Origin of the sequence: Tianweitania sp., assembly GCF_032053605.1 — a bacterium.
Lineage (GTDB): Bacteria > Pseudomonadota > Alphaproteobacteria > Rhizobiales > Rhizobiaceae > Tianweitania.
The window spans coordinates 21524-47825 of sequence record NZ_DAMBUH010000021.1 but is presented as its reverse complement, the minus strand read 5'-3'; the positions used below and the strand labels follow the sequence as shown (position 1 = coordinate 47825).

The window sequence follows — 26302 nt, the reverse complement described above, 5'->3', positions numbered from 1 at the left end:
TGCGCGCGATCTTGCGGATGCCGGCTAGAACAGGCCGCGCCGTTTCGCTGCGTGCACCGAAGCCACCGATGACGATCAGCGCATCCGTTGCGGCAGCTGCATCGAATGCGCCTTCCACGGCGATGGGCAGGCCGCAACTCGTCAAAGCCGGTAGCCCGTCGGCTGAAACCAGGCGGAAGTCGAACAGTCTTTCACCGGCGATGCGGTTGGCTGCCCGCAGCGGGTCGATGGCGGATGCGACGCACAGAATCGAGGCGCCTGGCACTACCAGAAAGGTGAGGCGAAGAGGCGTCGTCTCAGGCTGAAAGATCGATTGCTTTGCGTGCTTCATCAAATCAGTTTCGTAAAGTGTGAAGTGACATCTCGCAATGGTGGCCATGATGGCGGCCAACAAAGGGAGATGTTCATGCCGCTCGAAATGAACCGCGAGGTTTTCATCACCTGTGCCGTGACGGGATCGGGCGGCACACAGGATCGAAGCCCGCATGTGCCGCGCTCGCCTGAGCAGATCGCCGCATCGGCAATCGATGCTGCAAAGGCTGGTGCTGCGATCGTGCATTGCCATGTTCGCGACCCTGAAACAGGCAAACCGCGTCGCGATATCGCTCTTTATCGCGAACTCACCGAGCGCATCCGCGATGCAGATATCGATGTGGTGTTGAACCTGACCGCCGGCATGGGCGGTGACATGGTGTTCGGCAGTGTCGAGCAGCCGCTGCCCTTGAAAGAGCAAGGCACCGACATGGGCGGCGCGAGCGATCGCGTTGAGCATATCCGGCAGTGCCTGCCGGAAATCTGCACGTTGGATTGCGGCACGATGAACTTCAACGAAGCCGATTACGTCATGACCAACACGCCCGGCATGCTGCGCGCGATGGGCGCCAAGATGACGGAAATGGGCGTGAAGCCGGAGATCGAGGCTTTCGACACCGGCCATCTGTGGTTTGCCAAGCAGTTGGTCAGTGAAGGTGTGTTGGCTCCTGATGCGCTGGTGCAGCTCTGCATGGGGGTGCCCTGGGGTGCACCGGATGACCTCAACACCTTCATGGCGATGGTCAACAACGTGCCTGACGACTGGACGTGGTCGGCCTTTGCGCTGGGCCGCAACCAGATGGCCTACGCGGCGGCGGCCGTTCTTGCCGGCGGCAATGTGCGTGTGGGGCTGGAAGACAATCTGTGGCTCGACAAGGGTGTGCTCGCCACCAACGCGCAACTCGTGGAGCGCGCGGCGACGATCGTCACCAATATGGGCGCGCGGGTGCTTGGGCCGGACGAAGTCCGCAAAAAGCTCAACCTGACCAAGCGTGCCCCGCGGGCGCAGGCGGTTTGAAGGAAATGACCATGCAGATCACCAAGGCAGCCTGCATCGGCGGTGGCGTTATTGGAGCGGGGTGGGTGGCGCGGCTGGTGCTCAACGGCATTGATGTTGCGCTTTACGATCCCGATCCACAAGCGAGCCGCAAGGTTGATGAAGTTCTCGCCGGTGCGCGACGCGCTTACGCGCAGATGGTGCCGTCAGGCCTGCCGAAGGAAGGCCGCGTCACCTATGCCAGCACGGTTGCAGAGGCTGTCGCAGATGCGGACTTCATCCAGGAAAACGTACCGGAACGTCTCGACCTCAAGCACAAGGTGCTGGCCGAAATTGATGCCCATGCACGTCCCGACGCGCTGATCGGTTCATCGACCTCCGGCATCAAGCCGACGGAGATGGCGAGCGCGCTTCAGCATCCCGAGCGGCTGGTCGTCGCGCATCCCTTCAACCCGGTTTACCTTCTGCCGCTGGTGGAGATCGTCGGCGGGGAAAAGACGCAGCCTGAGTTCATCGACAAGGCCAAAGCGCTTTACGCGTCGATCGGCATGAAGCCGGTGGTGATCCGCAAGGAGATCGAGGCCTTTGTGGGCGACCGTCTGTTGGAAGCGATCTGGCGCGAATCCTTGTGGCTGATCAAGGACGGCATCACGACTGTTGAAGAGCTGGACGACATCATCCGCTATTCCTTCGGCCTGCGCTGGGCCCAAATGGGCTTGTTCCAGACCTATCGCATTGCCGGCGGCGAGGCGGGCATGCGCCACTTCATGGAACAGTTCGGCCCTTGTTTGTCCTGGCCCTGGACCAAGCTGACCGATGTGCCGGAGTTCAACGACGAGCTTGTCGATCTCATCGCGGGCCAATCCGACGAACAATCAGGCCACTACACCATCCGCGAACTGGAGAAGATCCGCGACGATAATCTCGTGGCGATCATGGGAACGCTTGCGCAGCAGAACGAGGGGCAGGGCTGGGGCGCGGGTGCGTTGCAGAAGGACTATGTGGCCAGGCTGAAAGGGGCTGGCGAAGCGCAGAGCTGAAAGACAGGCTCAGCCGTGATGGGACAGGAGAACCGTCACGGCAATGGCGGCGAGTGCAAAAACTGCAATCTTCCAGGCATCGCGTCGCGCGCGCAGGCCTGGAAGCCCGAGCGGACGCCAGAGATGCAGCGCCATCATCGCCAGGATGAGGAGGGATAGTGCCTTGCTCACAGGCGCGGTCTCGATCCGCCCGCGCCGGTCCGCCGGCCATTTCCAAACCTCTGCAAAGTCATGCCCGCCCTGTGCTCGCCGTCTCGTTCAATGGTTGGATGGACCTTTGGTGACGGCTTGCTAATCTGCCGGCTGCAGGGAGGCATCTATGACATCGCAGTATCATGAAACCATGGCCGCGTGGCGCAAAAATCCGGAAGCGTTCTTCGGAGAGGTTGCGAAGGAAATCGACTGGTTTACGCCTTGGACGAAGGTGTTCGACCCCCAAGCCGGCGTTTACGGCCACTGGTTCACCGGCGGAACCTGCAACATGTGCTACAATGCGCTCGACCGCCATGTCGCCGGCGGCCGCGCCGATCAAACCGCGCTGATCTATGACAGCCCGGTCACGTCAACCAAGAAGCACTACACCTATCGCGAGATCCTGGACGAGGTGGTGGCGCTGGCTGCCGTGTTGCGCGCGCAGGGTGTGGAGAAAGGCGACCGCGTCATCATCTACATGCCGATGGTGCCGGAAGCTGGCTTCGCCATGCTGGCCTGTGCGCGGCTCGGCGCTATTCATTCCGTGGTGTTCGGTGGCTTTGCCGCCAAGGAGTTGGCGGCCCGCATCGACGATGCACAACCAAAGGTGATCGTGTCGGCGTCCTGCGGCATCGAGACCACGCGTATCGTCGACTACAAGCCGCTGCTCGACCAGGCGATCGCGTTCTCGTCCGCCAAGCCGCCGGCCTGCATCATCCTGCAGCGGCCACAGAAGCCGTGTTCTCTCGTTGAAGGACGCGACATCGATTATGCGCAAGCAGTTAGTAATGCGCGTGCTGCTGGGACTAAGGTCGACTGTGTGCCGGTGCACGCACCCGATCCACTCTACATCCTTTACACCTCAGGCACGACTGGCAAGCCGAAGGGCGTGGTGCATGACACCGGCGGGCTCATGGTCATGCTGAAATGGACCATGTGGCACGAGTTCGGCGTGAAGCCTGGCGAGGTTTTCTTCTGCTCCTCCGATGTCGGCTGGATCGTCGGACATCATTACATCGTCTATGGCCCGCTTCTGCATGGTGCGACCTCCATCCTTTACGAAGGCAAGCCGGTCGGCACGCCGGATGCCGGCGCGTATTGGCGCGTGATTGCCGAACATGGCGCAGTCGGGCTGTTCACCGCGCCCACAGCGTTTAGAGCCATCAAGAAGGAGGATCCGGAAGGCCTGCTGATCAAGAACTATGATCTCTCCAAGTTCCGCAATCTGTTCCTTGCGGGCGAACGCGGCGATCCGGAAACCATCAAATGGGCGGAAAACAAGCTTGGCGTGCCGGTGGTCGACCATTGGTGGCAGACCGAAAGCGGCTCGCCGATCAGCCACAATCCGGTAGGCTTGGGAATGCTGCCGGTGAAATACGGCTCACCGGGCGTTCCCATGCCCGGCTATGACGTGAAGGTGGTGGATGACAATTGTGACCCTGTGGAAGCTGGAACGCTCGGCAATGTCGTGATCCGTTTGCCCTTGCCGCCTGGTGCCTTGCCCACCCTGTGGCAGGCCGATGGGCGCTTTCGCGAAGCCTACCTGGAAGAGTTCCCTGGCTACTACAAGACGGCCGATGCCGGCATCATCGACGATGACGGCTATATCTTCATCATGTCGCGTACGGACGACATCATCAATGTCGCCGGCCATCGTCTTTCAACCGGCGCAATGGAAGAGGTTGTTGCGGCCCATCCCAATGTCGCGGAATGCGCGGTGATCGGCATTGCCGATCCGTTGAAGGGGCAGGTGCCGCTTGGGCTGGTGGTGCTGAACTCGGGCGTTGATCGTGATGCTTCCGAGGTCGAGCGCGAAGTGGTCCAGCTTGTGCGCGAGCGCATCGGGGCGGTGGCGGCCCTGAAGCAGGTGATCGTGATCAAGCGCCTGCCTAAGACGCGTTCCGGCAAGATTTTGCGCGCCACCATGCAGAAGCTGGCGGATCAACAGGAATGGACCATGCCGGCCACGATCGACGATCCCCTGATCATGGATGAGATCGGCGAGGCGATGTCCCGGCATGGACTTGGCGAGGGTGCTCAAGCCGCGAAAGGTTGATTTCGCAACGCGCTCCAACCATTGTCGGCGGCGGCCCGGGGTGGGCCGCCAAGCTGGAGCAATGGAATGGCACTCGACGGCAAGGTCGCGATCGTAACAGGAGCGGCGACCGGTATCGGCTATGCCATTGCCGAACGGTTCGTGCGCGATCGCGTCAAGGTGGTCGTGGCTGATGTCGATACGGTTGCGGGCGAGAAGGCGGTGGATGATTTTCGCCGGCTGGGTGACGCGACCTTCGTCCGCGCCGATGTTTCCAAGCGGCTCGACATCCACAATCTCTTTGCGGCGACCATCGACACCTATGGCGATGTCGACATCCTCGTGAACAATGCCGGCATCGTGCGCGGCGCCGATTTTCTGGATGTCACGGAAGAGGACTTCGACCGCGTGCTCGCGGTCAATCTCAAGGGGTCGTTTCTGGCTGGTCAAGCCGCCGCACGCTTCATGGTCGACAAGATCAAGAATGGCGGTGCTGCCGGCGTCATCATCAACATGTCGTCGATCAATGCGATCTTCGGTCTGCCGGATCAGGGGCCCTATTCCATCTCGAAGGGCGGTGTGAGCCAACTCACGAAGGTCATGGCTCTTTCGCTTGCACCCTATGGCATCCGCGTCAACGCGATCGGGCCGGGTTCGATTGCCACCGCGATGCTGGATGCTGTCAACAGTGATCCTGACGCTCGGCAGCGCATCCTGTCACGCACGCCTATGGGACGGGTGGGTGAGGCCTCGGAGATTGCTGCTATCGCGGCGTTCCTGGCATCAAACGAAGCGAGCTATATCACGGGCCAGACCATCTATGCGGACGGCGGCCGCTTGCCGCTGAACTATACCGTTTCCGTAAAAAGCTGATCCCTCCTTCAACCTCCTGACAATCCTGACAGAGGGCTGTCAGGAGCCGTGTGGCATGATCATCTTGCCGTTCGAGGGGTAAGCCACCATTTTGCTGGCTACCACCGATTGTTCGGCGCGTAAGGAGGATCAGCATGCGCCGGGCAGACCGTTTATTCCAGATTGTGCAGCATATGCGTGGCAGCCGGCTAGTGACAGCACAGAAGCTGGCGCAGTGGCTCGAAGTGTCCGAACGGACGATCTATCGCGACATCGCCGACCTGCAGTCCACTGGCGTTCCCATCGAAGGTGAAGCCGGTGTCGGCTACATGATGCGCGAGGGTTTCGACCTGCCGCCACTGATGTTCACGCGCGATGAGATCGTGGCGCTGGTGGCGGGTGCTCGCATGGTGCGCGCGTTTGGCGGATCGACCATGGCGCGGGCAGCGGAAGAGGCTTTGGTCAAGATCGGCGCCGTGCTGCCGGAAGCCGAGCGCATGCGCATCGACCGCACCGAAATTCACTCTCCTATGTGGGTCGTGTCTGATGCAGATCGTACGGCGATCGACGTCATCGAACGTGCCGTGGAATCGCATGACGTGCTGACAGTCGATTATCAGGATGAACAGGGCCAGCATTCGCAGCGCGAAGTGCGCGCGCTCGGCCTTTGGTTCTGGGGTCGCGTTTGGACTTTGGCTTGCTGGTGCGAGCTGCGCGGTGATTTCCGCACGTTCCGGATCGACCGCATCAAGATCATCGGCCAGGCTGGGCGTCGTTTCAAACCGGAAAAGGGCAAGCTGCTGAGCGACTTCTACCGTGCGATGGAAAAACGCAAGATCGAGCAGGGCGGTATGGGGCTACGCTACACCGCCTGAGTTGAACCATGCAGACATGAAAAAGGCGGCTCGAGGCCGCCTTTTTTGTTGCGCTCCGATCGGCGCTTATTCTTCGTCTTCGTCCTGGTTGCGGTTCTTCAGCGACGACAGCTTCGCGAAGACTGCGTTTGCATCGAGTTCGCGATCTTCCTCGTTCTGCTCCTGGTTGACCTCGAGCCGTTCGGTCATCGAAGCCGGCAGCAGCGTTTCGCCGGTCGACGGCGCAGCCGGCTTGTCGCGCGAGGCGCGGCTGACTTCGAGGTCGAGATCGATCTGCGAGCACAGACCCAGCGTGACCGGATCCATCGGCGTCAGGTTTGCGGCATTCCAGTGCTTGCGGTCACGGATCTGCTCGATGGTCGCCTTGGTGGTGCCGACGAGGCGCGAAACCTGGGCGTCCTTCAGTTCTGGATGGTTGCGCACCAGCCAGAGAATGGCATTCGGACGATCCTGGCGCTTCGACAAAGGCGTGTAGCGCGGGCCCTTGCGCTTGGTTTCCGGCACGCGAACCTTGGGCTCCGACAGCTTGAGGCGATGGTTCTGGTCAGCTTCGGCCTTGGCGATCTCGTCGCGGGTCAGCTGGCCGCTGATCATCGGGTCCATGCCCTTGATGCCCTGCGCGGCCTCGCCATCGGCAATTGCCTTCACTTCGAGCGGATGTAGCGAGCAGAACTGCGCGATCTGGTCGAAGGACAGAGCAGTGTTGTCGACGAGCCAAACGGCGGTCGCCTTCGGCATCAGGAGGGTATTGGCCATAAGGTGCATCCTCTCGTTCGCCCGCGCTTCTCTCGCGGGCGGTGGTTTAAGCCACCGGATTTGGGAAATCGCGTTCAATATAGCGAAGCCGGAGCAAAGTCGCAACGGAAATGGCTGTCGGCCGAATGACAAGCCTGTGCGATAAAGCTGGACAGGTCCTTCGAACATCGTTCATGCTGACCATCTGCCAGGAGGAGTTCACATGGCCAAGGGTCAAGTTCGCAGCAACAAGGAAGTCCGCAAACCCAAGAAGGAAAAGGTCGTCACAAAGCCGTCTGCGCCGATTTTGGGTTCGCAGAGCAAGGATGCCGGCAAGCCGGCATCCAAGTCCAAGTAAAACCGATTGTTCTGGCGCGGGATCAGTCGCGCGCCAGAACCCGGTCGGCCCCGCCGAAACGACCGCTCGCCGTTTGCCCCTGATGCCAATAGGGGTAGAGCACTGGCGGGCGGCTGACCTCGTCCAAGCGACGCAGGTCTTCATCGCTTAGCTTCAGGGATGCGGCCGCGATATTGTCGGCGAACTGCTCCTGGTTGCGGGCGCCGACCACCAGGGTCGTCACGGCCGGCCGGGTAAGAAGCCAGGCAAGTGCGACCTGCGCGGCCGAAACATTGTGTTCCTGCCCAATCGTCTTCAACACATCGACGATGCGCCACAGCCTGTCGGCATCGCGGATCGGCGGCTCGCTCCAGCCTGCCAACTGCCGTGCGCTTTCGGTGTCGCGGCTATATTTGCCCGATAGCAGACCTCCGGCGATGGGGCTCCACACCATGATGCCCAGGCCTTGATCGACGGAGATCGGCAGAAGCTCGTATTCGGCTTCACGCGCTTCCACCGTGTAGTGGATCTGCTGCGTGATGAAGCGCGGATGGCCTTCGCGCTCGGAAATGCCCAGCGCCTTCATGATGTGCCAGCCGGAATAGTTGGAACAGCCGATATAGCGGATCTTGCCCTGCTCGACCAAGGTGTCGAGCGCGGCCAGCGTTTCCTCCAGCGGCGTCAGGCCGTCCCACTGATGCAGGAAGTAGATGTCGATAACATCGGTCTTCAGCCGCTTCAGGCTTTTCTCGCATTCGCGAATGATGTGGTAGCGCGACAGGCCTTCTTCGTTGGGGCCTTCGCCCGTACGGAAGCGCACCTTGGTGGAAATCAGCACATCGTTCTTGCGCTTGCCGCCGAGCGCTTCGCCGACAATCTCCTCGGACTGGCCGGCCGAATAGATGTTGGCGGTGTCGATCAGGTTGATGCCGGCATCCAGGCACTGGTCGATCTGGCGCCGGGCTTCATCGAGGCCAGTGCTGCCGACCTTGGCAAAATTGCCGCTGCCGCCGAAGGTCATCGTGCCCATGGTTAGGGTCGAGATCTTCAGGCCGGAACGGCCGAGTAGGCGATAATCCATTGGTGTCTCCTTGTGCTCCGATGCCTAACTACGCAACATCGAGAATGATCTTGCCGATATGGCTGCCTTCTTCCATCCGCTCATGCGCGCGCCAGGCCTCGCTGAGCGGAAAGACCTGGTCCATCACCGGTGCGACCTGCCGTGAGCCAAGCAGCGGCCAGACATGGGCTTCCAGCGCACCTGCGACGGCTGCCTTGAACTCGACTGTGCGGGGCCGCAGGGTCGAGCCGGTATGTGTCAGCCGCTTCATCATCAGCTTGGCGACGTTGATCTGGACCTTGGCGCCTTGCAGCACGGCGATCTGCACGATGCGCCCATCGACCGCTGCCGCATCGTAGTTGCGGCCGACATAATCGCCGCCGACCATATCGAGGATGAGATCGACGCCGTTCCCACCCGTAAACGCATTTACGGCTTCGACGAAGTCTTCGTCGCGGTAGTTGATCGCGCGATCGGCACCAAGCTTTTCGCAGGCGGCGCATTTCTCAGCCGAACCTGCCGTCGTGATCACCTTGGCACCGAATGCCTTGGCGAGTTGGATGGCGGTGGTGCCAATGCCGGACGTCCCTCCATGCACCAGAAATGTCTCACCCGCCTGCAAGCCACCGCGTTCGAAGACGTTGTGCCAGACGGTGAAAAAGGTTTCCGGCACCGCCGCGCCTTCGATGAAGGTGAAGCCGTCGGGAAGCGGCAGAACATTGGAGCCGTGGACGCGGCAATATTCGGCATAGCCGCCGCCTGGCGTCAGCGCGACGACTGCATCGCCCACCCGCCAGCGCGGCGTGTCGGGACCAAGGGCTGCGATTTCGCCGGAAACTTCAAGGCCTGGTAGATCGGACGCATCCTTCGGTGCGGGATAGGTGCCTTGTCGTTGCGCCACATCCGGCCGATTGACGCCAGCAGCGCGAACGCGGATCAGGACTTCGCCGGGACGAAGTTCGGGGAGAGGACGCTGTTCGGGCTTGAGCACCGATGGCTCGCCGGGTTCGGTGATGGCAATTGCCGTCATGACCTCAGGCAAATCCGTTTGCGTCGCCGTGTCGTCCATCTTGTTTCTCCAAGCTTGGGTCTTGCCGGTTGTCTTTCTTGTGTTCCGATTATCTATCCCTGGAACAAGCGGGGGCAATCGGAGGAACCCATGAGCATCTTCGACGACGAACCGACAAAGCGCGCCAAGACCCACGAGATCGGACAAGATCTCAGTCTCTTGTCGATAGGCGAGTTGAACGAACGCATCGGCACGCTGAAGGCTGAAATTAAACGGTTGCAGACCACGATCGACGCAAAGGGCGAAACGAAATCTGCCGCCGAGGCGCTTTTCCGCCGCAGTTAGGCGCGACCTGTCGCTTTCGCTCAAACCGAATCGCATAAGCGATGTCTGATAAGCGGTGCCGACGGTTCTCTGATGCTTGCTACTTACCGCCCGATCTTTTCGCTGCTGCGCGGAACAGCCTTTCTCCTGGCTGCGTCCGGTCTGCATAACCTCCTGTTGCCTTTGCGCGGGCAGGCGGAAGGGTTTTCGACCTTCGCGCTGGGTCTTCTCGGCACGGCCTGGGCAGGAGGCTTTGTTACCGGCTGCATCTTTGCGCCGCGCCTCGTGCGTCGCGTCGGCCATGTGCGTGCCTTCGGGACCTTTGCGGCTTCGGCTGCGATCATCGTTCTGTTTACCGGCCTGTTTATCAACGAGGCCGCCTGGATTCTGTCGCGAGTCTGCACCGGCTTCGTCATGGCCGGCGCCTTCATGGTCGTTGAAAGCTGGCTGAACGAGAAGGCGACGAACGAGAATCGCGGCACGGTGTTCGGCCTTTACATGATGGTAACCTACGCTTCGATCATGGCGGGGCAGATGGCGGTGGCGGCCTTCGATGTCCGGCAGAGCTCGCTGTTCATGGTGTCGGGCATCCTGTTCTGCTGCTCGCTGATCCCGACAGCGATTTCCACGGCCGTAACGCCGCGCCCGTTGCAGGAAGTCTCGCTCGATCTGCGTGGGCTTTTCGCGAACTCCCCGGTTTCGTTCATGGCCTGCCTCCTGATCGGCGTCGCCAACGGCGCCTGGGGAACGCTGGGGCCGGTTTATGGCGCACGGATCGGGATCTCCACGGCACAGATCGCTCTGATGATGAGCCTTGTGGTGATCGCCGGTGCTGCGATGCAGATGCCGGCAGGACGGCTGTCGGACAAAACCGACCGCCGCTATATCCTGGCGGGCGCCGGCTTTCTGGCCGCACTCATTGGCGTACTTGCCTTTTCCGTCGAGGCGCGATCCGGCAGTGTGGTGATCGCCTTGGCCGCTTGTTACGGAGCGATGGCCTATATTCTTTATTCCCTGGCCGTAGCGCATGCTAACGACCACGCAGACTCCAGCAACTTCGTGAAAATTTCCGGCGGGCTGCTGCTGCTTTATGGTTTCGGTACGATGATCGGGCCGCTGCTTGGCTCGTTTCTGATGGCGCGCCTGCGCCCGGAAGCTTTGTTTCTGGCCACCGCGCTGCCTCACTTCCTGCTTGGCTGTTACACGCTGGTCCGTGTCTCGCAACGCGCGGCTGTGCCGCCCGAAAACAAGGAAGCGTTCAATGCCTTGCCGGCCGAACGCGCCGTCACGCCCCAGGCCGGTTTGCTTGATCCGCGTGGGCCGGACGACCCGGAACCAGAGCCGGAGCCGGAGACATCGGACAGCACGGTATCGGACGTTGAAAACGAGCGGGAACTCGTGTCTTCTGCCTGAATGGCGGACAGTGATCCATTCCTTGCCGTTGCCGATCCCAATCGGCGCCGGTTGCTCGAAGATCTACGACGCGGACCCAAGACAGTTGGTCAGCTAGCGGCGGGTCTCACCGTTTCGCGGCCCGCAGTGTCGCAGCATCTTAGGGTCCTGCTGGATGCGGGGCTGGCAACGGTCAAGGCAGAGGGTACCAAGCGCATCTATGCCGCCGGCGGTCCGGGCTTTCTCAAGCTCAATCTTTGGGTGGATCAGTTCTGGGAACTTGAAGATTAGTTGAAACGAAAACCGCGCCACCCGGAGGGCAGCGCGGAGCGTTGAAGACGTCTGCTTCGTTCGGCCCTAAGGGCCATTGCGCACGATCAATGGGTCGTGTGCGCCACCTTGAGTTTCGTGATCTCATCCTTCAGCGCGAGCTTGCGCCGCTTCAACGTCAGAACTTGGAGGTCGTCAACTGAGGGGCTTGCCTGCGCCTGATCGATCTCGCGCTCGAGATCGCCATGCTTGCGTTCCAACACCTCAAGATGGGAAGTCAAAGACATCAACTAGTCTCCCTTCTGGTTCCTCTGAACCATCCAGGCCCGTTCCACCGCGGAACAGGCTCCGTGACAGCTCGATGACAGTTTGCCACCAAAGAACCGGGATGTCGAACGTCAGATTCTCACGATGCTGAATGTGATCGGAATCTTTTTCTAAAAAGCCGAGCGATGCCGGATGAGCCCGGTCTATTTGCTTGTGTCCGTCCCTTAGTTCTTGAGGGAGACGGATTTTATCCGCAGTTGAGGTATGCTATGCGCGAGCAAGCAGCCGGGTAGTGGCTTGAGCCATGTTCGCCCGCGTATGGATATCGGAGTTGTTTCTTTATGCCCGATCAGGATCAGGCCGAAAACCGCCTGGAATATGCCCGCATAAAGCAGGAACACGCTGATTTCGACGCGGCCATCAATGCCATGATGGCCACCGGATGCGATCCGCTTCAGATCCAGCGCATGAAAAAGAAGAAGCTTGCGCTGAAGGATCGCCTGTCTCAGGCCAACGACAAGATCATCCCCGATATCATCGCCTGATTTCAGGCGAACAGGAACAGGACGCCACATGGACGGGAAGCCCGCCGATGTCGCTGTTATCATGGGAAGCCAGTCCGACTGGGCGACCATGAAGCACGCAGCTGAAACGCTGGATCAACTCGGCATCTCGCATGATGACCGGATCGTGTCGGCACATCGCACGCCCGATCGCCTTGTTGCGTTCGCTCACGGCGCGAAAGCAGCCGGCTTCAAGGTCGTGATCGCCGGGGCAGGGGGCGCTGCGCATCTTCCGGGCATGACGGCGGCCATGACACCCTTGCCGGTGTTCGGCGTACCGGTGGAATCTAAGGCTTTGTCAGGGCAGGACTCGCTTTTATCGATCGTGCAGATGCCGGCCGGCATCCCTGTCGGCACGTTGGCGATCGGCCGTGCGGGAGCGGTGAACGCAGCATTGCTGGCTGCGGCCGTTCTCGCCCTGACCGATCCGGCTCTGGCTGAACGGCTGGATGCCTATCGCGCCGAACAGACCGCGAAAGTGGCCGCAGCACCTTCGGATGACGCATGAGCGCGCTGCCGGCCGGATCAACCATCGGCATCGTCGGCGGCGGGCAGCTTGGCCGCATGCTGGCCATGGCTGCCGCACGGCTATCCTACAAAACGATCATTCTTGAGCCCGCTGAGGATTGTCCGGCTGCGCAAGTCGCCAACCGGCAGATCGTGGCGGCCTATGACGATCCCGCGGCCTTGGACGAGCTCGCACAGGCTTCTGACGTCGTCACCTACGAGTTCGAGAACGTGCCCTTGCCAGCGGGTGAGCGGCTGGTTGCCCATGGTTTGCTGTTTCCGCCAGCGCGCGCCTTGGAAGTGGCTCAAGATCGTTTGACGGAAAAGCAGTTTCTGAATGGCATAGGCATCGAAACGGCTGACTTCGTGGCCGTCGACGACGATGCTGGGCTAGGCGCAGCGATCCAGCAATTCGGCGGCCGTGGCATCCTCAAGACGCGGCGGCTAGGTTATGACGGCAAGGGGCAACGGGTGTTCCGCGATGCGCGAGACGCGGACACGGCTGGCGCCTGTGCAGAGATGGGCAGCGTTCCGCTGATCCTGGAAGCGCTGGTGCCCTTCGAGCGGGAAATCTCGGTCATTGCCGGGCGCGGGCAGGACGGCACAATCGTCGCCTTCGATCCGGCCGAGAATATCCACCGCGAGGGCATTCTAAGAACGTCGACGGTGCCGGCCCATGTGTCAACCGAGGTGGTTGAGACCGCAAAGGCCGTCGCAGGCCGCATCCTCGAAGCGCTCGATTATGTCGGCGTCATCGGCGTCGAGTTCTTTGCGCTCGCCGATGGCACGCTCAAGGTCAACGAGATCGCGCCACGCGTGCACAACTCCGGTCATTGGACGGAAGCTGCCTGCGTCCTGTCCCAGTTTGAGCTGCATATTCGTGCCATCGCCGGGCAGGCGCTGGGATCGACTGCCCGCCACTCCGATTGCTTGATGGAGAACCTGATCGGCGACGACGTGCTGAGGGTGCCGGACTTGTTGGCTGAGCCAGATACGTTGGTGCATCTTTACGGCAAGACCGAGTCCCGGCCCGGCCGTAAGATGGGGCATGCGACCAGGCTCAAACGCAACTAAGCATCAGTCGCGCGGCACGGGGCAGCTCAGATCGCCTTCTTCGCACTGCAGAGTGCCTTCCAGCGTTTCGATGCGCTGATTGGTCATGTCCGTCAGGCACTGGTTGATCAGCGTTGCATACAAAGTGCCACCGCCTGCCTGAGCGTTGGAGAACTCGCATTCCGCATCGCGGAAGCTGATCCAGGCGCGCTGCGCCTTGGTCAGGCTGGTCTTGACCTCAGGCAGATCCGCAAGGCGGCTTGTCACCTTGCCATAGGTCTCGTTGAGCTTGCGATCGGCTTCTTCGTAAGCCTTCGCCGCGCATTCCGTCATTTCCGCCTGGGTCGGTGCTTCATTGCAATCCTGCGCTGTGGCAGTGCCTGTTACGCCTGCTATCATCAGGAACGCCAGGATCGGCAGTGTGGCTCCAAGCTTCAACATCGCATTTCCTTTAGCTCATCTGGAGGTGCAATGGGGTTCCTCATCCACAAGGTCAAGTGGCGGTTGACACGTCGGGGAAGCCTCGGCTAAGGACACCTCACAGTTTCGGCGCGTCTTCGGGCGCGTCTTTCATTTCGGCCTCAAGGCCGCATCTGACGGATTGAATCGATGAAGATCAAGAACTCGCTTAAGGCTCTCAAGGCCCGTCACCGCGACAACCAGCTGGTCCGTCGCAAGGGTCGTATCTACATCATCAACAAGACGGCGCCGCGTTACAAGGCTCGTCAGGGTTGATGTCGAGCTGGCTTTTGGCCGGCTCACATAGATATCAGTTTGACGTTCCGCATGCTGCCGCTAAGGTTGGCATCATGCGGAACGTTTTCGTTTGTCTTGCGCTTGGCGCATCTGTTTTCACGCTCTCGCCTGCCGTTGCGCAGACGGTCAGCGCGCGCCATGTTCTGGAGCCTTCCGCGCGCGAAGCGGAGCGGCAGAAGAAAGCCCTGGATGAGCTGTTCGATTCGCTGAAACGGCAGCGCAATCAGGTCGAGGCCGAGCGAACTGCTGCGCGCATCGGCGCAGCTTTTGGACAATCCGGCAGCGCCAGCATCGATTTGATGATGGGCTGGGCCGCCAAGGCTCTGACCGACAAGAAGTTCGACCTTGCGCTCGATTACCTCGATCAAGTCATCGCTTTGAAGCCAGGCTATGCGGAAGCCTATAATCGCCGCGCGACCGTTCACTTCGCCATGCAGAACTATTCCAAGTCGATGGCGGACATCGAACGGACCATCACGCTTGAACCGCGCCACTTCGGTGCCTTAAGCGGACTAGCGCAGATCATGGACAATACGGGACGCGAAGAGCTCGCTTTGCGAGCCTATGAGCGTGTTCTGGATGTTTATCCCGCCCTGCGCAGCGCGCAGGACGAGGTCGGCCGCCTCGCCGACAAACTAGCCGGCGACGGCGCTTAACGCTTTTTAGACGGCTGAGTGAGCTTCCGCGGTCAGAGACCGCGCAGCCCGTCGGAGCCGATATAGGCAATGCGCAGCATGTTGGTCGCACCCGGCGTCCTAAGCGGCACACCGGCGGTGACGATCACCCGATCCCCCGGCGATCCAAACGCTTCCGAATGCGCGATCCGGCATGCGCGGTTCACCATGTCGTCGAGATCGGCGGCATCCGGCGTTACGACGCAATGCGTGCCCCAGACCAGCGACAAGCGGCGGGCTGTTTCCACCACTGGCGACAAGGCGATAATCGGTACCTGCGGACGCTCACGGGCCGCACGCAGACCGGTGGTGCCCGATGCGGTGTAGGTTACGATCGCGGCCAGCTTCAGCGTTTCGGCGATCTGGCGCGATGCCAGCGAAATGGCGTCGGCACCGGTGGCTTCTGGTTCCGAACGCTGGGCGTTGATGATGCCGGAGTAGGTCGGATCACGCTCCACCCGCTCGGCAATCTTGTTCATCATGCTGACCGCCTCGACGGGGTATTTGCCCGCTGCCGATTCGGCCGAAAGCATGATCGCGTCCGCCCCTTCAAACACCGCGATTGAGACATCAGACACTTCGGCGCGCGTTGGCACCGGTGCTTCGATCATCGACTCCAGCATCTGGGTGGCAACCACCACCGGCTTGCCGGCTCGGCGTGCCGCACGCGTAATCTGCTTCTGGATGCCGGGCACAGCTTCGATCGGCATTTCCACGCCAAGATCGCCGCGCGCCACCATCAAGGCGTCGGACAGTTCGATGATCTCGGCCAGCCGCGTAACAGCCTGCGGCTTCTCGATCTTGGACATGAGAAGCGCGCGGCCGCGTGCCACCTTGCGCGCTTCGGCAAGATCTTCCGGACGCTGGATGAAGGACAGCGCGATCCAGTCGACGCCGGTTGCCAACACGGCATCGAGGTCGAGCCGGTCTTTCTCGGTCAGCGCACCTACCGGCAGGTCGGTATCGGGCAGGCTGACGCCCTTCTTGTCGGAAATCTTGGTGCCGGCCACCACGCGGCAGATGATGCGCTTGCCATCGGCCTCTTCCGCCAAGAGCTGGAGCTTGCCGTCATCGATCAGAAGGCGGTGACCAGCCTGCACGGATGCGAGGATCTCGGGATGCGGCAGATGCACACGCATGGCATCGCCCGGCGTCGGATCATCGTCGAGCGTAAAGGTCTGGCCGACTTCCAGCGCAACCGACTTGTCGGCGAACTTGCCGACGCGCAGCTTGGGGCCCTGGAGGTCGGCAAGAATGCCGATTGGGCGGCCGACATCCTTTTCAACCGAACGGATGCGGCGCACCAGTTCCTGCATCGAGGGATGATCGGTATGGCTCATATTGATGCGGAAGACGTCGGCTCCCGCTTCAAAGAGCTTGCGGATCATGGCTTCGTCTGACGAAGCGGGTCCGAGCGTTGCGAGAATCTTGACTTTGCGGCTGCGTCTCATGGCGTACCTGTTCCGGTGACGGCGTTGGCGCCGTCGGCTCCCGGCTCATCGGTCAACTGAACCATCCAGCTTCCCTGATCACCGGTGTCATATTCTTGAAAGCCGGAGCGCTGGAAACCGCGAGCGAAGCAGTCGTTAACGCCGGCTATTTTGAACTCTCGTTCGGCCACACACATATTGATCTGGCCGTCCCAGCGTCCTCCACGCTCGGCATCCTCCGCATAAAGATAGTAGTAACGCGACGAGAGCGGACCCTCGATCAGCGTCTTGCAGGTCGATCCCTCCACATGCCACCAGCCTTCCGTAACCCAGCCGGCATTGGCACGATAACCGATCGCCACGCCGACCAGATTCTGCGTGGCATTGCAGACCCTGAAATCCGCCTTGGCCGCCTGCGTTCCCGCAGCCAAGGCCAGCGGTGAAAGCAGGATCATGGCCAGGCTGACGCGCAGACCGCGCGGCAAAGACCCCAGCGCCGACAGCAACGATGCGAAGCGCCTCAGCGTCAATTTTCCAGCCCCAGCCAAATCGTCGTGGTTCACGTTCCTTTTCGAAGAAGTCGGCGCATGTGTCAACGAAAGGAAGCCCTCGATCTAATCGCTTGAATCGCTTCTCACTGGAAGTTCGGTGGATTGGGCTGCAACAATGTCGAAACCACGGCATTGCTCCGAGCAAGCTGGCATGGGATGCAGGCTGTTCCATCCCTCTGCTTTGGCCACATGATGACCGATCCGGATTTCCAGCCTTTTGAAGTGATCGACGGTGATTGGAGCAGGGGGCTGCTGCTTGTGGCAGATCATGCCGGGCGAAAGCTCCCTTCGCGCTACAATAGCCTCGGCTTGCCACCTTCGGAGTTCGAGCGCCATATTGCCTATGACATCGGGGTGGAAGCCACCACGCGCGGTTTGGCGAAAGCCATGGGCGTGCCCGCGGTGCTGTGCCACTTTTCCCGCCTGCTGATCGATCCCAATCGCGGTGACGACGATCCGACGCTGATCCGCCAGCTTTATGATGGCACCGTCATTTCCGGTAATTACCCGATGAGCGCTGATGAGCGCGAATCACGGCTGAACAGCTTTTATCGCCCCTATCACCAGGCAGTGGCTGAGGCCGTAGGACGCGTTACGCAGACCAGAGGCCAGGCACCGTTCATCTTTTCCGTTCATTCGTTCACGCCGATAATGCAGGGTATCGTGCGTCCGTGGCATGTCGGGGTCCTGTGGGACATGGATCACCGCGTGGCCTGGCCGCTGATCGAGATGCTGGCCGTCGACCCTGCTTTGCGTGTCGGCGACAACGAGCCTTACGACGGCGCCTTGCGCGGTGACACGATGTACAGCCATGCGATTACCCAAGGCTTTGCGCATGCGCTGATCGAAATCCGCCAGGATCTCATTGCCGATCAAGAGGGTGTCGATGGCTGGGTGGAGCGGCTCGTGCCGATCCTTGACGCGATCAATGCCCGCCCCGATATCCATGACGTCCAGCATTTCGGTTCCCGCACCGGGCCAGTGGATCATCGGAAAGGTTGATTATGACACCTGATTTGTCACCAGAGCAGCAGCGCGACTTTGAAGCGGCTGCATTCCGCCGTTTGCTTGCGCATTTATCTGATCGTAGCGACGTGCAGAATATCGACATGATGAATCTTGCGGGCTTTTGCCGCAACTGCCTCGCTAACTGGTATCGTGATGCCGCCGAGGGCGCGGGGCAGGTGCTGTCGAAGGATGAGGCGCGCGAAATCGTTTATGGCATGCCTTACGCAGACTGGCAGGCGCGGAACCAGACCGAAGCCTCGCCTCAGCAGAAAGCCGCTTTCGAGGCTGCACGTCCGCACGATCATTGATGGGCTGGTTTCCCTTGCCTGGCCGAACGGGGTTGACCCATTCGCCCGGCTTTGGCATCGAACCGCCCCGCGACTGACGGTAACGCCTCCGAGTCGCTTCCCGAATTTCTGGAGATCAGCATGGCCGATGAAGTCACCGATTCCTCGCAAACCGTAGCGGCTGGCCAGCTGCGCGCGTTCATCGAGCGCATCGAGCGCCTCGAAGAGGAAAAAAAGACCATTTCGGACGACATCAAGGATGTCTATGCGGAGTGCAAGGGTACGGGGTTCGACACGAAGGCAGTGCGACAGATCATACGCCTGCGTAAGCAGGATCAGGCTGAGCGAGAAGAAGCCGAGGCGCTGCTTGATCTTTATATGAATGCACTTGGGATGGCCTAGCTTTCGCTGCCTAAGAGTTCTTCAGCCCCGCAGGCTCAAGCCTCGCGGGGCTTCTTGTTTTCATGCGTTGGCTTCGTCGGAGCATAAAAAGCTCACGGCGCGGCGGAAGCCGTTTCAGGATTGGTAACCATGTTCAGGCACATCTGCCGGCATGGCTCAAATCATGTCCTTTCCTCTTTATCGCCGTGAGGCACTCGTGCGCGAGATTGCCGATCGCCTGCAAACACTTCATGGCCCGCATGCCAATGCTTATTGGCGTGAAAGGGTGGCAATGGTCGCTGCCGTGCTTAGGGAAGCGGGGGTCGGCCAGGACAAGGTTCGTGCGGAAATTCTGGGCCTCCAAGACGCAGTTCAGATCCGTATCCGCGGCGAGGCGGCTTCATATTACGGCGAATAGCGATAGCGCTGGTCGTTTCAGGCGAATGGCACAGGGTGCGGATATTGGCGGCTGCACCATTCGCAAGAAATCAGGCTTGTCGGGCTGAAAGTCGCTTGAAGAGAAGCAGGCTGGGCCACCGACGGATGCGTGCTTCGCACATCGTGTCGATCACCCGGCCCAGACCTGTGCAGGTCATCACAGCAGCGTCTTGCGCTACTCGGCTAATGCTTCTTTCCGCTTCCTCAGCACCGCTGGCGACAGCATCGCGATCAGCATCAATGCGACCACGCCCAGCAACACAGCGCTGATCGGACGCGTCAGGAAAACGGATGGATCACCGTCCGACAGTTGCATGGCGCGCCGGAAGTTTTCTTCCAACTGCGGGCCGAGCACGAGGCCGAGAAGAAGCGGGGCGGGTTCGACGCCGACCTTGATGAAGAAGTAGCCGAGCACCGCGCATCCCAGCATGAGCCAGACGTTGAAGGCACTGTTGGAGATGCCGTAGGTGCCGATGCAGCAAAACAGGACGATCGCCGGGAACAACAGGCGATAGGGGATTTTCAGCATCGATACCCAAAGGCCGACCAGCGGCAGGTTGATGACGAGAAGCATCAGGTTGCCGGTCCACATGCTGGCGATGACACCCCAAACGAGTTCCGGCTGCTCGGTCATGACCTGTGGACCGGGCTGGATGCCCTGCATCATCAGCGCACCGATCATCAATGCCATCAACGCATTGGCGGGGATGCCGAGCGTCAGCAGCGGAATGAAGCTGGTTTGCGCACCGGCATTGTTGGCTGCTTCCGGTCCGGCCACACCCTCGATCGCGCCCTTGCCGAAGCGCGAAGGATCCTTCGCCAGCTTCTTTTCGAGCGCGTAAGAGCTGAAGGGAGGCAAAGCGGCACCACCGCCCGGCAGAACGCCGAGAGCCGAGCCGAGGAAGGTGCCCCGAACCATGGCCGGGAAAGCTGCCTTCAGGTCTGCTCTTGAGGGGATGAGGTCGTGCAGCTTCTGGCTGACCACGCGCTGCACGCTTGGCCGCTCCAGATTGGCGATGATCTCGGCCAGACCGAACATGCCCATCGCAACCGGAACGAAGTCGAGCCCGTCGGCCAGCGAGGGAACGCCGAAGGTCATTCGCGCGGCACCGGAATTCACGTCGATGCCGATGACGCCAAGCAGCAGTCCGAGAAAGACCATGGCAAGCGACTTCATCACCGACCCGTGGGCCAGAACAACGGCCGCGATCAGCCCGAGAACCAGGAGGCTGAAATATTCGACGGCCGTAAACCGCATCGCGAGATCGGCCAGCGGCAGGCTGAGCACGGCGATAATGATGGTGGCCACGGTGCCAGCGAAAAACGATGATATGGCAGCGATCGCCAGCGCGGGACCGGCGCGGCCCTGCTTGGCCATTTCGTGACCGTCGAGACAGGTTACCACTGACGAGGTTTCGCCCGGCACGTTGACGAGAATGGCGGTCGTGGAGCCGCCATACTGTGCACCGTAAAAGATGCCGGCCAGCATGATCAGCGAGGACGCAGGCTCGAGGCCGAAGGTGAACGGCAGCAGCAGGGCGATGGTGGGGATCGGGCCGATGCCCGGCAAAACGCCGATGGCCGTGCCGATTACGACGCCGATCAGGCAGTAGAGCAGGTTGTTGAATTGCAGGGCCGTCGACAGGCCGAGCAGGAGATTGTCGAACAATTCCATGACAGACTACCAGGGCCAAAGCGGCACCGGCAGGGCCAGTACCTTGATGAAGAGAAGGATCGCCGCCGCGCTCATGAACAGCGCAAACACGATCACCTCGAAGAACCTGCTTTCTCGGCTCGCCCATGCTGCGACGATGATGGTGGCAAGCGAAGCAAGGCCCAGACCAAGCCCCTCCACCACCAGCGCGAACAAAGCGACCGCGATCCCGATCAGCGTGATCGGGCGCCACTGCATCGGTTCGATGCCCGCATGCGATCGCGTCAGACCCTTGACCGTGAAGAACAGGCCAAAGGCCAGAAGGATCAGCGCGATGGCCCAGGGGAAATATCCTGGGCCCATTTCAGCGGCCGTTCCGATGGGGAGGTTCCATGTCGCGGCGAAGGTGCCGGCCGCGACAAGAACCAGGAAGGCGCCGAAACCAAGATCGGGCCCGCCTAAGCGCAGGTTTGTCAAAGGCTGAGGCCTCAGTTCGGCTTGATACCCGAGGCGGTCACGATGCCACCCCAGTTCTTGATGTTGGTATCGAGCCAAGCTTTGACATCATCCGGCGCGCCGGGACGGACCATACCGCCTTGTTCCGCGATCTTTTCCTGGATTTCCGGCATGGCCAGGATCTTGTTCAAATCGGAGTTCAAGCGTGCGACGGTTTCAGGCGGCGTGTTGCCGGTCGTGAGAAGACCCTGCCACGTGCCGGCGTCGTCCAGCGGCAGCTTGGCTTCCTTGAAGGTCTCGACCTCCGGCAGCGCCTGCATGCGCTTTTCACCGGTGACCGCGATGCCCGCCAACTGCTTGTTGTTGACGAAAGGAAGCGTCGCAGTCGAGCCGTTGATGATGACGTTGCTTTCGCCGGACACGACCGCGCGGGACGCTGCTGCACCGCCCTTGTAGGGCACGTTCTTCCATTCGATGCCGAGATCGCGGGCAAGGGCGACGGCGGTGATGTGGTTGAGCGCGCCGACACCGGAATTGGCGACGGCCAGCTTACCGGGATTGGCCTTCGCGTAGGCGACGAGTTCAGGCACCGTTTTTGCAGGCACCGAAGGGTTCACCGCCAGCACGTAAGGGCCGAACATGACCATGCCTACGGGGGCAAGGTCCTTTTGCACGTCATAGGTCAGGTCGGTGAAGAGGCTCGGTGCCACCGCCAGGGAACCGATGTCCATGAGCAGGAGCGTGTGGCCGTCCGGCTTGGCCTTGGCGACGGAATCCGCACCGATATTGCCGGCAGCGCCTGGCTTGTTCTCGACAACCACAGGCTGACCGATGGCTTCAGAAAGCTTCGGGCTGATCAGGCGCGCCAGGATGTCGGACGTGCCTCCGGGAGCGAAAGGCACCACGATACGGACGGGCCGTTCGAATTCCTGTGCCCGGACAACAGATGGAACGGATACAGCAGCGAGCGCAGCAACGGCGGCGATCGCCTTCATCAGACGAAAGTTCATTGGGGTCTCCTCCACAAGACGGAAAGGTTGCGCCCTCCGCGCAATGTCTTTCCGGCGCGTACCCTCACGCGCTTGGTAAGCAACTTAAGGATATTTCTTCCTGTAGCGAGTTGTTTTCTGGATGGATCAATGCAAATTCAGCATCGATGTTCGAGCTGTCCCAACTCTGCTGCTTCGTGGCTGTTGCCGAAGAACTTCACTTCGGGCGCGCGGCGGAGCGTTTAAACCTGACGCAGCCGCCGCTCAGCCGGCAGATCCAGGCGCTGGAAGCGAGCCTTGGTGTTAAGCTTTTCGATCGCACAAGCCGGTCGGTTCGGTTGACGCGGACGGGGCAGAGTTTTCTATCCGAGGCGCGCGATTTGCTTAGGCAGGCTGAAGGGGCGGCACTCGCTGCCCGCCGTACGGCCTGCGGGGATGCCGGCACGTTGACGCTCGGCTTTACCGCGGCATCCGGCTACGAGTTCCTGCCGCGCTTGATCCAGCGCTTTCGCGCCGAAGCGCCGGATATCGATCTGATCCTGAAGGAGATGGTGTCGGCACAGCAGATCGACTCGCTGGTTGCTGGGCGCATCGATGTCGGTCTCGTCCGGCCCGGCTTCAATCGGCGCGAATTCGGATCGATCTGCATCGTCAGGGAAGCGCTGCTGCTCGCGGTTCCCGTGGGCCATCCGCTTGCCAGCGCCCCGGAGATCAGCATCCAGGATCTGGATGGTCAGCCCTTCGTGACCTATTCGCCCTACGAGGCCCGTTATTTCTATGATCTTGTTGCGGCGGTGTTCGCCAAGGCAGGCATCAACCCATTTTATGTCCAGCATATCAGCCAGATCCACTCGATCATGGGCTTGGTGAAGGCGGGGATCGGTCTCGCGCTTGTGCCTCAAGCGGCCGCAAACCTTCGCTTCGAAGGCGTCACGCTGCTTCCCGTTCCCATTGACCCACCCAGGCCCGTGGAACTGCATGCCATCTGGCGGGCGTCAAACACGGACATGGCGCTGGAAACACTGCGGCGAACGTTGAAGCAGATGAACGGCTGAGCCCTGCCAAGAAGCGGTCAGCTTATGCGAGGCTTCTCATGTCGCTTCGAAGGAGAAGCCCGATCGCATGATTAGGTGGCTGCGATCGGGCTGGAGCTGGGCAATAACGTTACGCTGTCCAGCAGCATCAATGTGCCTGAACAGGGTGAAGGCTTTGTGAACAAAGCCGATGTCGGCACGATAATCCGAAGGTGACAAGCGGCCGACATGCAAAAAAGGCCTCGATCGGCAGAACGATCGAGGCCTCATAGGGCGGCTAAATCTTGCGCGTGGTTGTCAGGCGGCCTGTTTGCGCTGATATTTGCCGATCAGTGCTTGCAACATCGCTTCTTCCTCGGACGTCAGATCCGAGAGCGGCGCACGCACCTTGCCGGCCTTGAAGCCCTGCAAACGGACGCCTGCCTTGATGGCGGCGACGGCATAGCCCTTGCGGCGGTTGCGGATCGCCATGAAGGGATAGAAGAAGTCGTTGAGGATGCGCTCGCAATCGGCGCGCTCGCCGGCGCGTAGGTGTTTGTAGAACTCAACCGCGAGGCCGGGCACGAAGTTGAAGACCGCCGACGAATAGGTGGTGAAACCTGCACCGAGATAGGCTTCGGCAAACAGCTCGGCCGTCGGCATGCCGCCGAGATAGGTCAGGCGATCGCCCATCTTCGCGGTAACCTGGCGAACAAGACCGATGTCTCCCGAACCATCCTTGAAACCAACAAGGTTGGGGCAAGTGTCGCACAGCCTTGCCAGCGTGTCGGCCTGCAGAATGGAGTTGTCGCGGTTGTAGACCATGACGCCGATCCCGACGGACTGGCAGACGCGCTTCACATGTTCGAAGAGCCCTTCCTGCGGTGCGTCGATGAGATAATGCGGCAGAAGCAAGATGCCCTCTGCGCCAGCCTTTTCGGCCGACTGCGCGATCTGGATGGCGATTTCGGTGCCATAGCCGCAGCCCGACACGATAGCCGTGTCGCCTGCTGCTTCCTTGGCAGCGGAAACGATCGCCGGGATCTCGTCAGGGCGAAGCGAGAAGAATTCGCCCGTTCCCCCGGCGGCGAAAAGCACAGGGGCGTCGAAGCCGGAAAGCCATTCGACATGCTGCTTGTAGCTGTCGGCAGCGAAACGGCCTTCTGCATCGAAATGCGTGACGGGAAAGGAAAGAAGTCCCGATCCGAGCTTCTGCTTAATCTCATGAGGTTCCATGACACTGCCTCTTGTTGATGTCGAGCCGCAGATAGCCCAGTCACATGATAGGTGTCAATAACTTGTATTATAAGTTTGCGCGGCTGCGTCGAAGCATGGCGCGGTAACGTGCCTGGCTTCCTTTCAGATGGCGGTGCATCGCGTCCCGTGCGCCAGTTTCGTCGCCGGTCAGGATCGCCTCGATGATCTGGCTGTGCTCGTTGTGGAGGTGCGCGATGTAGTCGCCTCCGGCTGTATCCGTGGCCCGAAGGGCGGCGCGGGGAATGACACCGCTGCCGACCATCGACAGGAACTCGCGGAAGCGTGGATTGTTGGTTGCGTCCGCAATCGCCAGATGCAGCGCGAAGTCGGCTTCAGACGTCGCTTCGCCAGCCTCAAGCTGCGCCAACACCCGGTTGTGGCAGCCGATAATGGCTTCTTCCTGCTGCGGAGAACGGCGCACGGCTGCCAGTCCTGCGGCTTCCACTTCCACTCCGGTTCTCAATTCGAGGACCTCGACGACGGACGATATGCGCTCGTAATCGAGGTTCTGAAACGGAAGCGTATCAGGCACGGGTATCTCCCGCACGAACACGCCGGCGCCTTGCCGCGCTTCCACGAGACCATCTGCCCGAAGGGCTGCGATCGCTTCACGGATAACCGTGCGACTGACGCCGAAGGCTTCCGTCAGCTTGGCTTCGCTCGGCAGCTTTTCACCGGTGGCGAAGTTCCCGGCCTGGATGGATTGCCTGAGCTCCGAGCTGACTTTCGCGACGAGATTGCCTGCAGAGCGCTGCTTGCTTTTGTCGGGCTCCATGAATGCGTCTTTCTCATTGTCTTGCCGCGCGTATGCGCCAAGAGAAAGCAGAGCGGGAAGTTATAAGTCAAGTTTGGCTGTGGGCTCGAAGGTCAGCTTGAACATGTCGGATGGCTTCTCGCCGCATGGGCTGAAGCCCAGAGATCTACGCCACTGTTTCCGCCTGGATCACCACCACCTGCGTGCCGACATCTACGCGGTCGTAAAGGTCGATGACGTCGTGGTTGAGCATGCGGATGCAGCCGCTCGACATGGCGTGGCCGATGGATTTGGGTTGGTTGGTGCCGTGGATGCGGAACATCGTGTCGCGGCCCTGGCGATAAAGATACATCGCGCGGGCGCCGAGCGGGTTGTTGGGGCCACCTGGCATGCCGCCGGCATATTGCTTGTAGCGCTCCTCGCGGCGGATCATGTTGGAAGTCGGGGTCCAGCTCGGCCATTTTGCCTTGCGTCCGACCGTTGCACCGCCGCTTAAAGCCAAGCCGGCGCGGCCAACACTGATGGCGTAGCGAATTGCGCGGCCTTCACCCAGGATGAAGTAGAGACGGCGCGCGGGCGTATCGACGACAACGGAGCCGGGCTTCAGCTTGGTGGGATAGGCGACTTCCTGGCGATGAAGTTCAGCCGGAAACACGTCGAGCGGCATGGCCGCCAAAGGAAACTCTTCGTCGGGAACGGCCGCATAGCTCAGCATCGGCGGCGGCACTTGCGATGTCGCACAGCCCGCGAGCAAGGAAGAGACTCCCAGAAGGAAGCTGCGGCGGGAAAGGGACATCGTGGCGCTCCGCGGATTGTCAAAGACACAATCCGCGA

33 protein-coding genes and 1 pseudogene are annotated in these 26302 nt (G+C 60.8%); 19 read left to right on the top strand and 15 right to left on the bottom strand.

All coding sequences use genetic code 11. From position 1 onward, the window contains the following. Positions 1–331: pseudogene (locus RTX98_RS07645) on the bottom strand (GlxA family transcriptional regulator); the annotation flags it as partial. Between the two features lie 75 nt (positions 332–406). Between RTX98_RS07645 and RTX98_RS07640 the strand changes: the two are divergent. Both RTX98_RS07640 and RTX98_RS07635 read left to right on the top strand, forming a co-directional pair. Beyond that, positions 407–1330 carry a 3-keto-5-aminohexanoate cleavage protein gene (locus RTX98_RS07640; RefSeq protein WP_312795725.1) on the top strand — a complete coding sequence of 308 codons (924 nt, stop codon included), beginning with the start codon at positions 407–409 and terminating at the stop codon, positions 1328–1330. A gap of 11 nt (positions 1331–1341) precedes the next feature. Continuing rightward, entirely contained in the window at positions 1342–2349 is a 1008-nt protein-coding gene (locus tag RTX98_RS07635; protein ID WP_416223080.1) for a carnitine 3-dehydrogenase, read from the top strand. 9 nt (positions 2350–2358) lie between these two features. On the opposite strand, the gene RTX98_RS07630 is transcribed toward RTX98_RS07635, so the two are convergent. Further along, positions 2359–2520, bottom strand: a complete 162-nt coding sequence (locus RTX98_RS07630) for a hypothetical protein (RefSeq protein ID WP_312795723.1) — start codon at positions 2518–2520, stop codon at positions 2359–2361. Positions 2521–2668: 148 nt separating this feature from the next. Between RTX98_RS07630 and RTX98_RS07625 the strand changes: the two genes are divergently transcribed. The 3 genes from RTX98_RS07625 to RTX98_RS07615 all read left to right on the top strand — a co-directional run bounded on the left by RTX98_RS07625 (position 2669) and on the right by RTX98_RS07615 (position 6303). After that, positions 2669–4597, top strand: coding sequence for a propionyl-CoA synthetase (locus RTX98_RS07625; protein WP_312795722.1), 1929 nt, complete (start codon positions 2669–2671; stop codon positions 4595–4597). A 66-nt stretch (positions 4598–4663) separates the two neighbouring features. After that, positions 4664–5449: a glucose 1-dehydrogenase gene (locus tag RTX98_RS07620; protein ID WP_312795721.1), complete on the top strand. Its 786-nt coding sequence runs from the start codon at positions 4664–4666 to the stop codon at positions 5447–5449. A 134-nt stretch (positions 5450–5583) separates the two neighbouring features. Further along, positions 5584–6303, top strand: coding sequence for a helix-turn-helix transcriptional regulator (locus RTX98_RS07615; RefSeq protein ID WP_189500686.1), 720 nt, complete (start codon positions 5584–5586; stop codon positions 6301–6303). A gap of 66 nt (positions 6304–6369) precedes the next feature. Here the strand turns inward: RTX98_RS07615 and RTX98_RS07610 are convergent, their stop codons facing one another. Beyond that, the gene (locus RTX98_RS07610) at positions 6370–7059 is read right to left on the bottom strand and encodes a DUF1013 domain-containing protein (protein ID WP_189500688.1); all 690 of its coding nucleotides are present in this window, start codon (positions 7057–7059) and stop codon (positions 6370–6372) included. Between the two features lie 202 nt (positions 7060–7261). Here RTX98_RS07610 and RTX98_RS07605 point away from each other — a divergent pair, with 202 nt between their 5' ends. Beyond that, a complete protein-coding gene (locus RTX98_RS07605) occupies positions 7262–7396 on the top strand; it encodes a hypothetical protein (RefSeq protein WP_312795720.1) in 135 nt (44 codons plus the stop codon). Between the two features lie 22 nt (positions 7397–7418). Here the strand turns inward: RTX98_RS07605 and RTX98_RS07600 are convergent, their stop codons facing one another. Together RTX98_RS07600 and RTX98_RS07595 are read right to left on the bottom strand one after the other, a co-directional pair. After that, positions 7419–8456, bottom strand: a complete 1038-nt coding sequence (locus tag RTX98_RS07600; RefSeq protein ID WP_312795719.1) for an aldo/keto reductase — start codon at positions 8454–8456, stop codon at positions 7419–7421. A 28-nt stretch (positions 8457–8484) separates the two neighbouring features. After that, entirely contained in the window at positions 8485–9504 is a 1020-nt protein-coding gene (locus RTX98_RS07595; protein WP_312795718.1) for an NAD(P)H-quinone oxidoreductase, read from the bottom strand. 90 nt (positions 9505–9594) lie between these two features. Between RTX98_RS07595 and RTX98_RS07590 the strand changes: the two genes are divergently transcribed. From RTX98_RS07590 to RTX98_RS07580, 3 genes are all read left to right on the top strand, one after another. Next, entirely contained in the window at positions 9595–9789 is a 195-nt protein-coding gene (locus tag RTX98_RS07590) for a DUF1192 domain-containing protein (RefSeq protein WP_312795717.1), read from the top strand. 72 nt (positions 9790–9861) lie between these two features. Beyond that, positions 9862–11181 (top strand): MFS transporter, encoded by a 1320-nt coding sequence (locus tag RTX98_RS07585; RefSeq protein ID WP_312795716.1) that lies wholly within the window; start codon positions 9862–9864, stop codon positions 11179–11181. Next, positions 11182–11451, top strand: coding sequence for a metalloregulator ArsR/SmtB family transcription factor (locus tag RTX98_RS07580; RefSeq protein WP_312795715.1), 270 nt, complete (start codon positions 11182–11184; stop codon positions 11449–11451). Positions 11452–11537: 86 nt separating this feature from the next. Here RTX98_RS07580 and RTX98_RS07575 read toward each other — a convergent pair whose 3' ends face one another. Then, positions 11538–11717 (bottom strand): YdcH family protein, encoded by a 180-nt coding sequence (locus tag RTX98_RS07575; protein WP_189500697.1) that lies wholly within the window; start codon positions 11715–11717, stop codon positions 11538–11540. A gap of 321 nt (positions 11718–12038) precedes the next feature. Here RTX98_RS07575 and RTX98_RS07570 point away from each other — a divergent pair, with 321 nt between their 5' ends. From RTX98_RS07570 to RTX98_RS07560, 3 genes are read left to right on the top strand one after another with little or no spacing between them, the layout of a single operon-like run. Beyond that, a complete protein-coding gene (locus tag RTX98_RS07570; protein ID WP_189500699.1) occupies positions 12039–12242 on the top strand; it encodes a YdcH family protein in 204 nt (67 codons plus the stop codon). A gap of 28 nt (positions 12243–12270) precedes the next feature. Further along, positions 12271–12768 carry a 5-(carboxyamino)imidazole ribonucleotide mutase gene (purE, locus tag RTX98_RS07565; RefSeq protein ID WP_312795714.1) on the top strand — a complete coding sequence of 166 codons (498 nt, stop codon included), beginning with the start codon at positions 12271–12273 and terminating at the stop codon, positions 12766–12768. Continuing rightward, positions 12765–13841, top strand: coding sequence for a 5-(carboxyamino)imidazole ribonucleotide synthase (locus tag RTX98_RS07560; protein ID WP_312795713.1), 1077 nt, complete (start codon positions 12765–12767; stop codon positions 13839–13841). The genes purE and RTX98_RS07560 overlap by 4 nt, the downstream gene beginning before the upstream one ends. A gap of 3 nt (positions 13842–13844) precedes the next feature. Here RTX98_RS07560 and RTX98_RS07555 read toward each other — a convergent pair whose 3' ends face one another. Further along, positions 13845–14261, bottom strand: a complete 417-nt coding sequence (locus tag RTX98_RS07555) for a lysozyme inhibitor LprI family protein (RefSeq protein ID WP_312795712.1) — start codon at positions 14259–14261, stop codon at positions 13845–13847. Between the two features lie 168 nt (positions 14262–14429). Here RTX98_RS07555 and ykgO point away from each other — a divergent pair, with 168 nt between their 5' ends. Beyond that, positions 14430–14555, top strand: coding sequence for a type B 50S ribosomal protein L36 (ykgO, locus tag RTX98_RS07550; protein ID WP_006203764.1), 126 nt, complete (start codon positions 14430–14432; stop codon positions 14553–14555). A 74-nt stretch (positions 14556–14629) separates the two neighbouring features. Beyond that, a complete protein-coding gene (locus RTX98_RS07545; protein WP_312795711.1) occupies positions 14630–15232 on the top strand; it encodes a tetratricopeptide repeat protein in 603 nt (200 codons plus the stop codon). A gap of 32 nt (positions 15233–15264) precedes the next feature. Here the strand turns inward: RTX98_RS07545 and pyk are convergent, their stop codons facing one another. Both pyk and RTX98_RS07535 read right to left on the bottom strand, forming a co-directional pair. Beyond that, a complete protein-coding gene (pyk, locus tag RTX98_RS07540) occupies positions 15265–16701 on the bottom strand; it encodes a pyruvate kinase (protein WP_312795710.1) in 1437 nt (478 codons plus the stop codon). Then, positions 16698–17153 carry a DUF1036 domain-containing protein gene (locus RTX98_RS07535; protein ID WP_416223081.1) on the bottom strand — a complete coding sequence of 152 codons (456 nt, stop codon included), beginning with the start codon at positions 17151–17153 and terminating at the stop codon, positions 16698–16700. Before RTX98_RS07535 ends, pyk begins: the two co-directional genes overlap by 4 nt. A 267-nt stretch (positions 17154–17420) precedes the next feature. Between RTX98_RS07535 and RTX98_RS07530 the strand changes: the two genes are divergently transcribed. The 4 genes from RTX98_RS07530 (at position 17421) to RTX98_RS07515 (ending at position 19325) form a co-directional block, all read left to right on the top strand. Next, complete coding sequence (locus RTX98_RS07530; protein ID WP_312795708.1) at positions 17421–18233, top strand: N-formylglutamate amidohydrolase; 813 nt, start codon at positions 17421–17423, stop codon at positions 18231–18233. 2 nt (positions 18234–18235) lie between these two features. Next, the gene (locus RTX98_RS07525; RefSeq protein ID WP_312795706.1) at positions 18236–18547 is read left to right on the top strand and encodes a DUF1244 domain-containing protein; all 312 of its coding nucleotides are present in this window, start codon (positions 18236–18238) and stop codon (positions 18545–18547) included. Between the two features lie 120 nt (positions 18548–18667). Then, positions 18668–18928, top strand: a complete 261-nt coding sequence (locus tag RTX98_RS07520) for a DUF2312 domain-containing protein (protein WP_189500713.1) — start codon at positions 18668–18670, stop codon at positions 18926–18928. A 163-nt stretch (positions 18929–19091) separates the two neighbouring features. Continuing rightward, positions 19092–19325, top strand: coding sequence for a DUF6074 family protein (locus RTX98_RS07515; RefSeq protein ID WP_312795704.1), 234 nt, complete (start codon positions 19092–19094; stop codon positions 19323–19325). Positions 19326–19520: 195 nt separating this feature from the next. On the opposite strand, the gene RTX98_RS07510 is transcribed toward RTX98_RS07515, so the two are convergent. Genes RTX98_RS07510 through RTX98_RS07500 form a run of 3 tightly spaced genes read right to left on the bottom strand, consistent with a single transcriptional unit; the run spans position 19521 to position 22465 of the window. Then, complete coding sequence (locus tag RTX98_RS07510; RefSeq protein WP_189505485.1) at positions 19521–21020, bottom strand: tripartite tricarboxylate transporter permease; 1500 nt, start codon at positions 21018–21020, stop codon at positions 19521–19523. 6 nt (positions 21021–21026) lie between these two features. Then, on the bottom strand, positions 21027–21476 hold the full coding sequence (locus tag RTX98_RS07505) for a tripartite tricarboxylate transporter TctB family protein (RefSeq protein ID WP_244641490.1): 450 nt from the start codon (positions 21474–21476) through the stop codon (positions 21027–21029). A gap of 11 nt (positions 21477–21487) precedes the next feature. Continuing rightward, positions 21488–22465 (bottom strand): tripartite tricarboxylate transporter substrate binding protein, encoded by a 978-nt coding sequence (locus RTX98_RS07500; protein ID WP_312795700.1) that lies wholly within the window; start codon positions 22463–22465, stop codon positions 21488–21490. Positions 22466–22611: 146 nt separating this feature from the next. Between RTX98_RS07500 and RTX98_RS07495 the strand changes: the two genes are divergently transcribed. Beyond that, a complete protein-coding gene (locus RTX98_RS07495) occupies positions 22612–23499 on the top strand; it encodes a LysR substrate-binding domain-containing protein (protein WP_312795698.1) in 888 nt (295 codons plus the stop codon). A 276-nt stretch (positions 23500–23775) separates the two neighbouring features. On the opposite strand, the gene kdgD is transcribed toward RTX98_RS07495, so the two are convergent. From kdgD to RTX98_RS07480, 3 genes are all read right to left on the bottom strand, one after another. Continuing rightward, positions 23776–24693, bottom strand: coding sequence for a 5-dehydro-4-deoxyglucarate dehydratase (gene kdgD / locus RTX98_RS07490; RefSeq protein ID WP_312795697.1), 918 nt, complete (start codon positions 24691–24693; stop codon positions 23776–23778). 67 nt (positions 24694–24760) lie between these two features. Next, positions 24761–25489: a FadR/GntR family transcriptional regulator gene (locus RTX98_RS07485; RefSeq protein ID WP_312795696.1), complete on the bottom strand. Its 729-nt coding sequence runs from the start codon at positions 25487–25489 to the stop codon at positions 24761–24763. Between the two features lie 145 nt (positions 25490–25634). After that, complete coding sequence (locus RTX98_RS07480) at positions 25635–26264, bottom strand: L,D-transpeptidase (protein ID WP_312795695.1); 630 nt, start codon at positions 26262–26264, stop codon at positions 25635–25637. Positions 26265–26302 lie beyond the last annotated feature (38 nt).

Bases quoted from the DNA above. Each gene is read 5' to 3' on its own strand.
- RTX98_RS07515 (WP_312795704.1), top strand. From the start codon at position 19,092: ATGTCCTTTCCTCTTTATCGCCGTGAGGCACTCGTGCGCGAGATTGCC.
- RTX98_RS07600 (WP_312795719.1), bottom strand. From the start codon at position 8,456: ATGGATTATCGCCTACTCGGCCGTTCCGGCCTGAAGATCTCGACCCTA.
- RTX98_RS07610 (WP_189500688.1), bottom strand. From the start codon at position 7,059: ATGGCCAATACCCTCCTGATGCCGAAGGCGACCGCCGTTTGGCTCGTC.
- RTX98_RS07545 (WP_312795711.1), top strand. From the start codon at position 14,630: ATGCGGAACGTTTTCGTTTGTCTTGCGCTTGGCGCATCTGTTTTCACG.
- RTX98_RS07500 (WP_312795700.1), bottom strand. From the start codon at position 22,465: ATGAACTTTCGTCTGATGAAGGCGATCGCCGCCGTTGCTGCGCTCGCT.
- RTX98_RS07485 (WP_312795696.1), bottom strand. From the start codon at position 25,489: ATGGAGCCCGACAAAAGCAAGCAGCGCTCTGCAGGCAATCTCGTCGCG.
- kdgD (WP_312795697.1), bottom strand. From the start codon at position 24,693: ATGGAACCTCATGAGATTAAGCAGAAGCTCGGATCGGGACTTCTTTCC.
- RTX98_RS07585 (WP_312795716.1), top strand. From the start codon at position 9,862: ATGCTTGCTACTTACCGCCCGATCTTTTCGCTGCTGCGCGGAACAGCC.
- RTX98_RS07635 (WP_416223080.1), top strand. From the start codon at position 1,342: ATGCAGATCACCAAGGCAGCCTGCATCGGCGGTGGCGTTATTGGAGCG.
- pyk (WP_312795710.1), bottom strand. From the start codon at position 16,701: ATGAGACGCAGCCGCAAAGTCAAGATTCTCGCAACGCTCGGACCCGCT.
- RTX98_RS07495 (WP_312795698.1), top strand. From the start codon at position 22,612: ATGTTCGAGCTGTCCCAACTCTGCTGCTTCGTGGCTGTTGCCGAAGAA.
- RTX98_RS07595 (WP_312795718.1), bottom strand. From the start codon at position 9,504: ATGGACGACACGGCGACGCAAACGGATTTGCCTGAGGTCATGACGGCA.
- RTX98_RS07605 (WP_312795720.1), top strand. From the start codon at position 7,262: ATGGCCAAGGGTCAAGTTCGCAGCAACAAGGAAGTCCGCAAACCCAAG.
- ykgO (WP_006203764.1), top strand. From the start codon at position 14,430: ATGAAGATCAAGAACTCGCTTAAGGCTCTCAAGGCCCGTCACCGCGAC.
- RTX98_RS07480 (WP_312795695.1), bottom strand. From the start codon at position 26,264: ATGTCCCTTTCCCGCCGCAGCTTCCTTCTGGGAGTCTCTTCCTTGCTC.
- RTX98_RS07575 (WP_189500697.1), bottom strand. From the start codon at position 11,717: ATGTCTTTGACTTCCCATCTTGAGGTGTTGGAACGCAAGCATGGCGAT.
- RTX98_RS07530 (WP_312795708.1), top strand. From the start codon at position 17,421: ATGATGACCGATCCGGATTTCCAGCCTTTTGAAGTGATCGACGGTGAT.
- RTX98_RS07640 (WP_312795725.1), top strand. From the start codon at position 407: ATGCCGCTCGAAATGAACCGCGAGGTTTTCATCACCTGTGCCGTGACG.
- purE (WP_312795714.1), top strand. From the start codon at position 12,271: ATGGACGGGAAGCCCGCCGATGTCGCTGTTATCATGGGAAGCCAGTCC.
- RTX98_RS07510 (WP_189505485.1), bottom strand. From the start codon at position 21,020: ATGGAATTGTTCGACAATCTCCTGCTCGGCCTGTCGACGGCCCTGCAA.
- RTX98_RS07590 (WP_312795717.1), top strand. From the start codon at position 9,595: ATGAGCATCTTCGACGACGAACCGACAAAGCGCGCCAAGACCCACGAG.
- RTX98_RS07560 (WP_312795713.1), top strand. From the start codon at position 12,765: ATGAGCGCGCTGCCGGCCGGATCAACCATCGGCATCGTCGGCGGCGGG.
- RTX98_RS07615 (WP_189500686.1), top strand. From the start codon at position 5,584: ATGCGCCGGGCAGACCGTTTATTCCAGATTGTGCAGCATATGCGTGGC.
- RTX98_RS07520 (WP_189500713.1), top strand. From the start codon at position 18,668: ATGGCCGATGAAGTCACCGATTCCTCGCAAACCGTAGCGGCTGGCCAG.
- RTX98_RS07620 (WP_312795721.1), top strand. From the start codon at position 4,664: ATGGCACTCGACGGCAAGGTCGCGATCGTAACAGGAGCGGCGACCGGT.
- RTX98_RS07625 (WP_312795722.1), top strand. From the start codon at position 2,669: ATGACATCGCAGTATCATGAAACCATGGCCGCGTGGCGCAAAAATCCG.
- RTX98_RS07570 (WP_189500699.1), top strand. From the start codon at position 12,039: ATGCCCGATCAGGATCAGGCCGAAAACCGCCTGGAATATGCCCGCATA.
- RTX98_RS07555 (WP_312795712.1), bottom strand. From the start codon at position 14,261: ATGTTGAAGCTTGGAGCCACACTGCCGATCCTGGCGTTCCTGATGATA.
- RTX98_RS07525 (WP_312795706.1), top strand. From the start codon at position 18,236: ATGACACCTGATTTGTCACCAGAGCAGCAGCGCGACTTTGAAGCGGCT.
- RTX98_RS07580 (WP_312795715.1), top strand. From the start codon at position 11,182: ATGGCGGACAGTGATCCATTCCTTGCCGTTGCCGATCCCAATCGGCGC.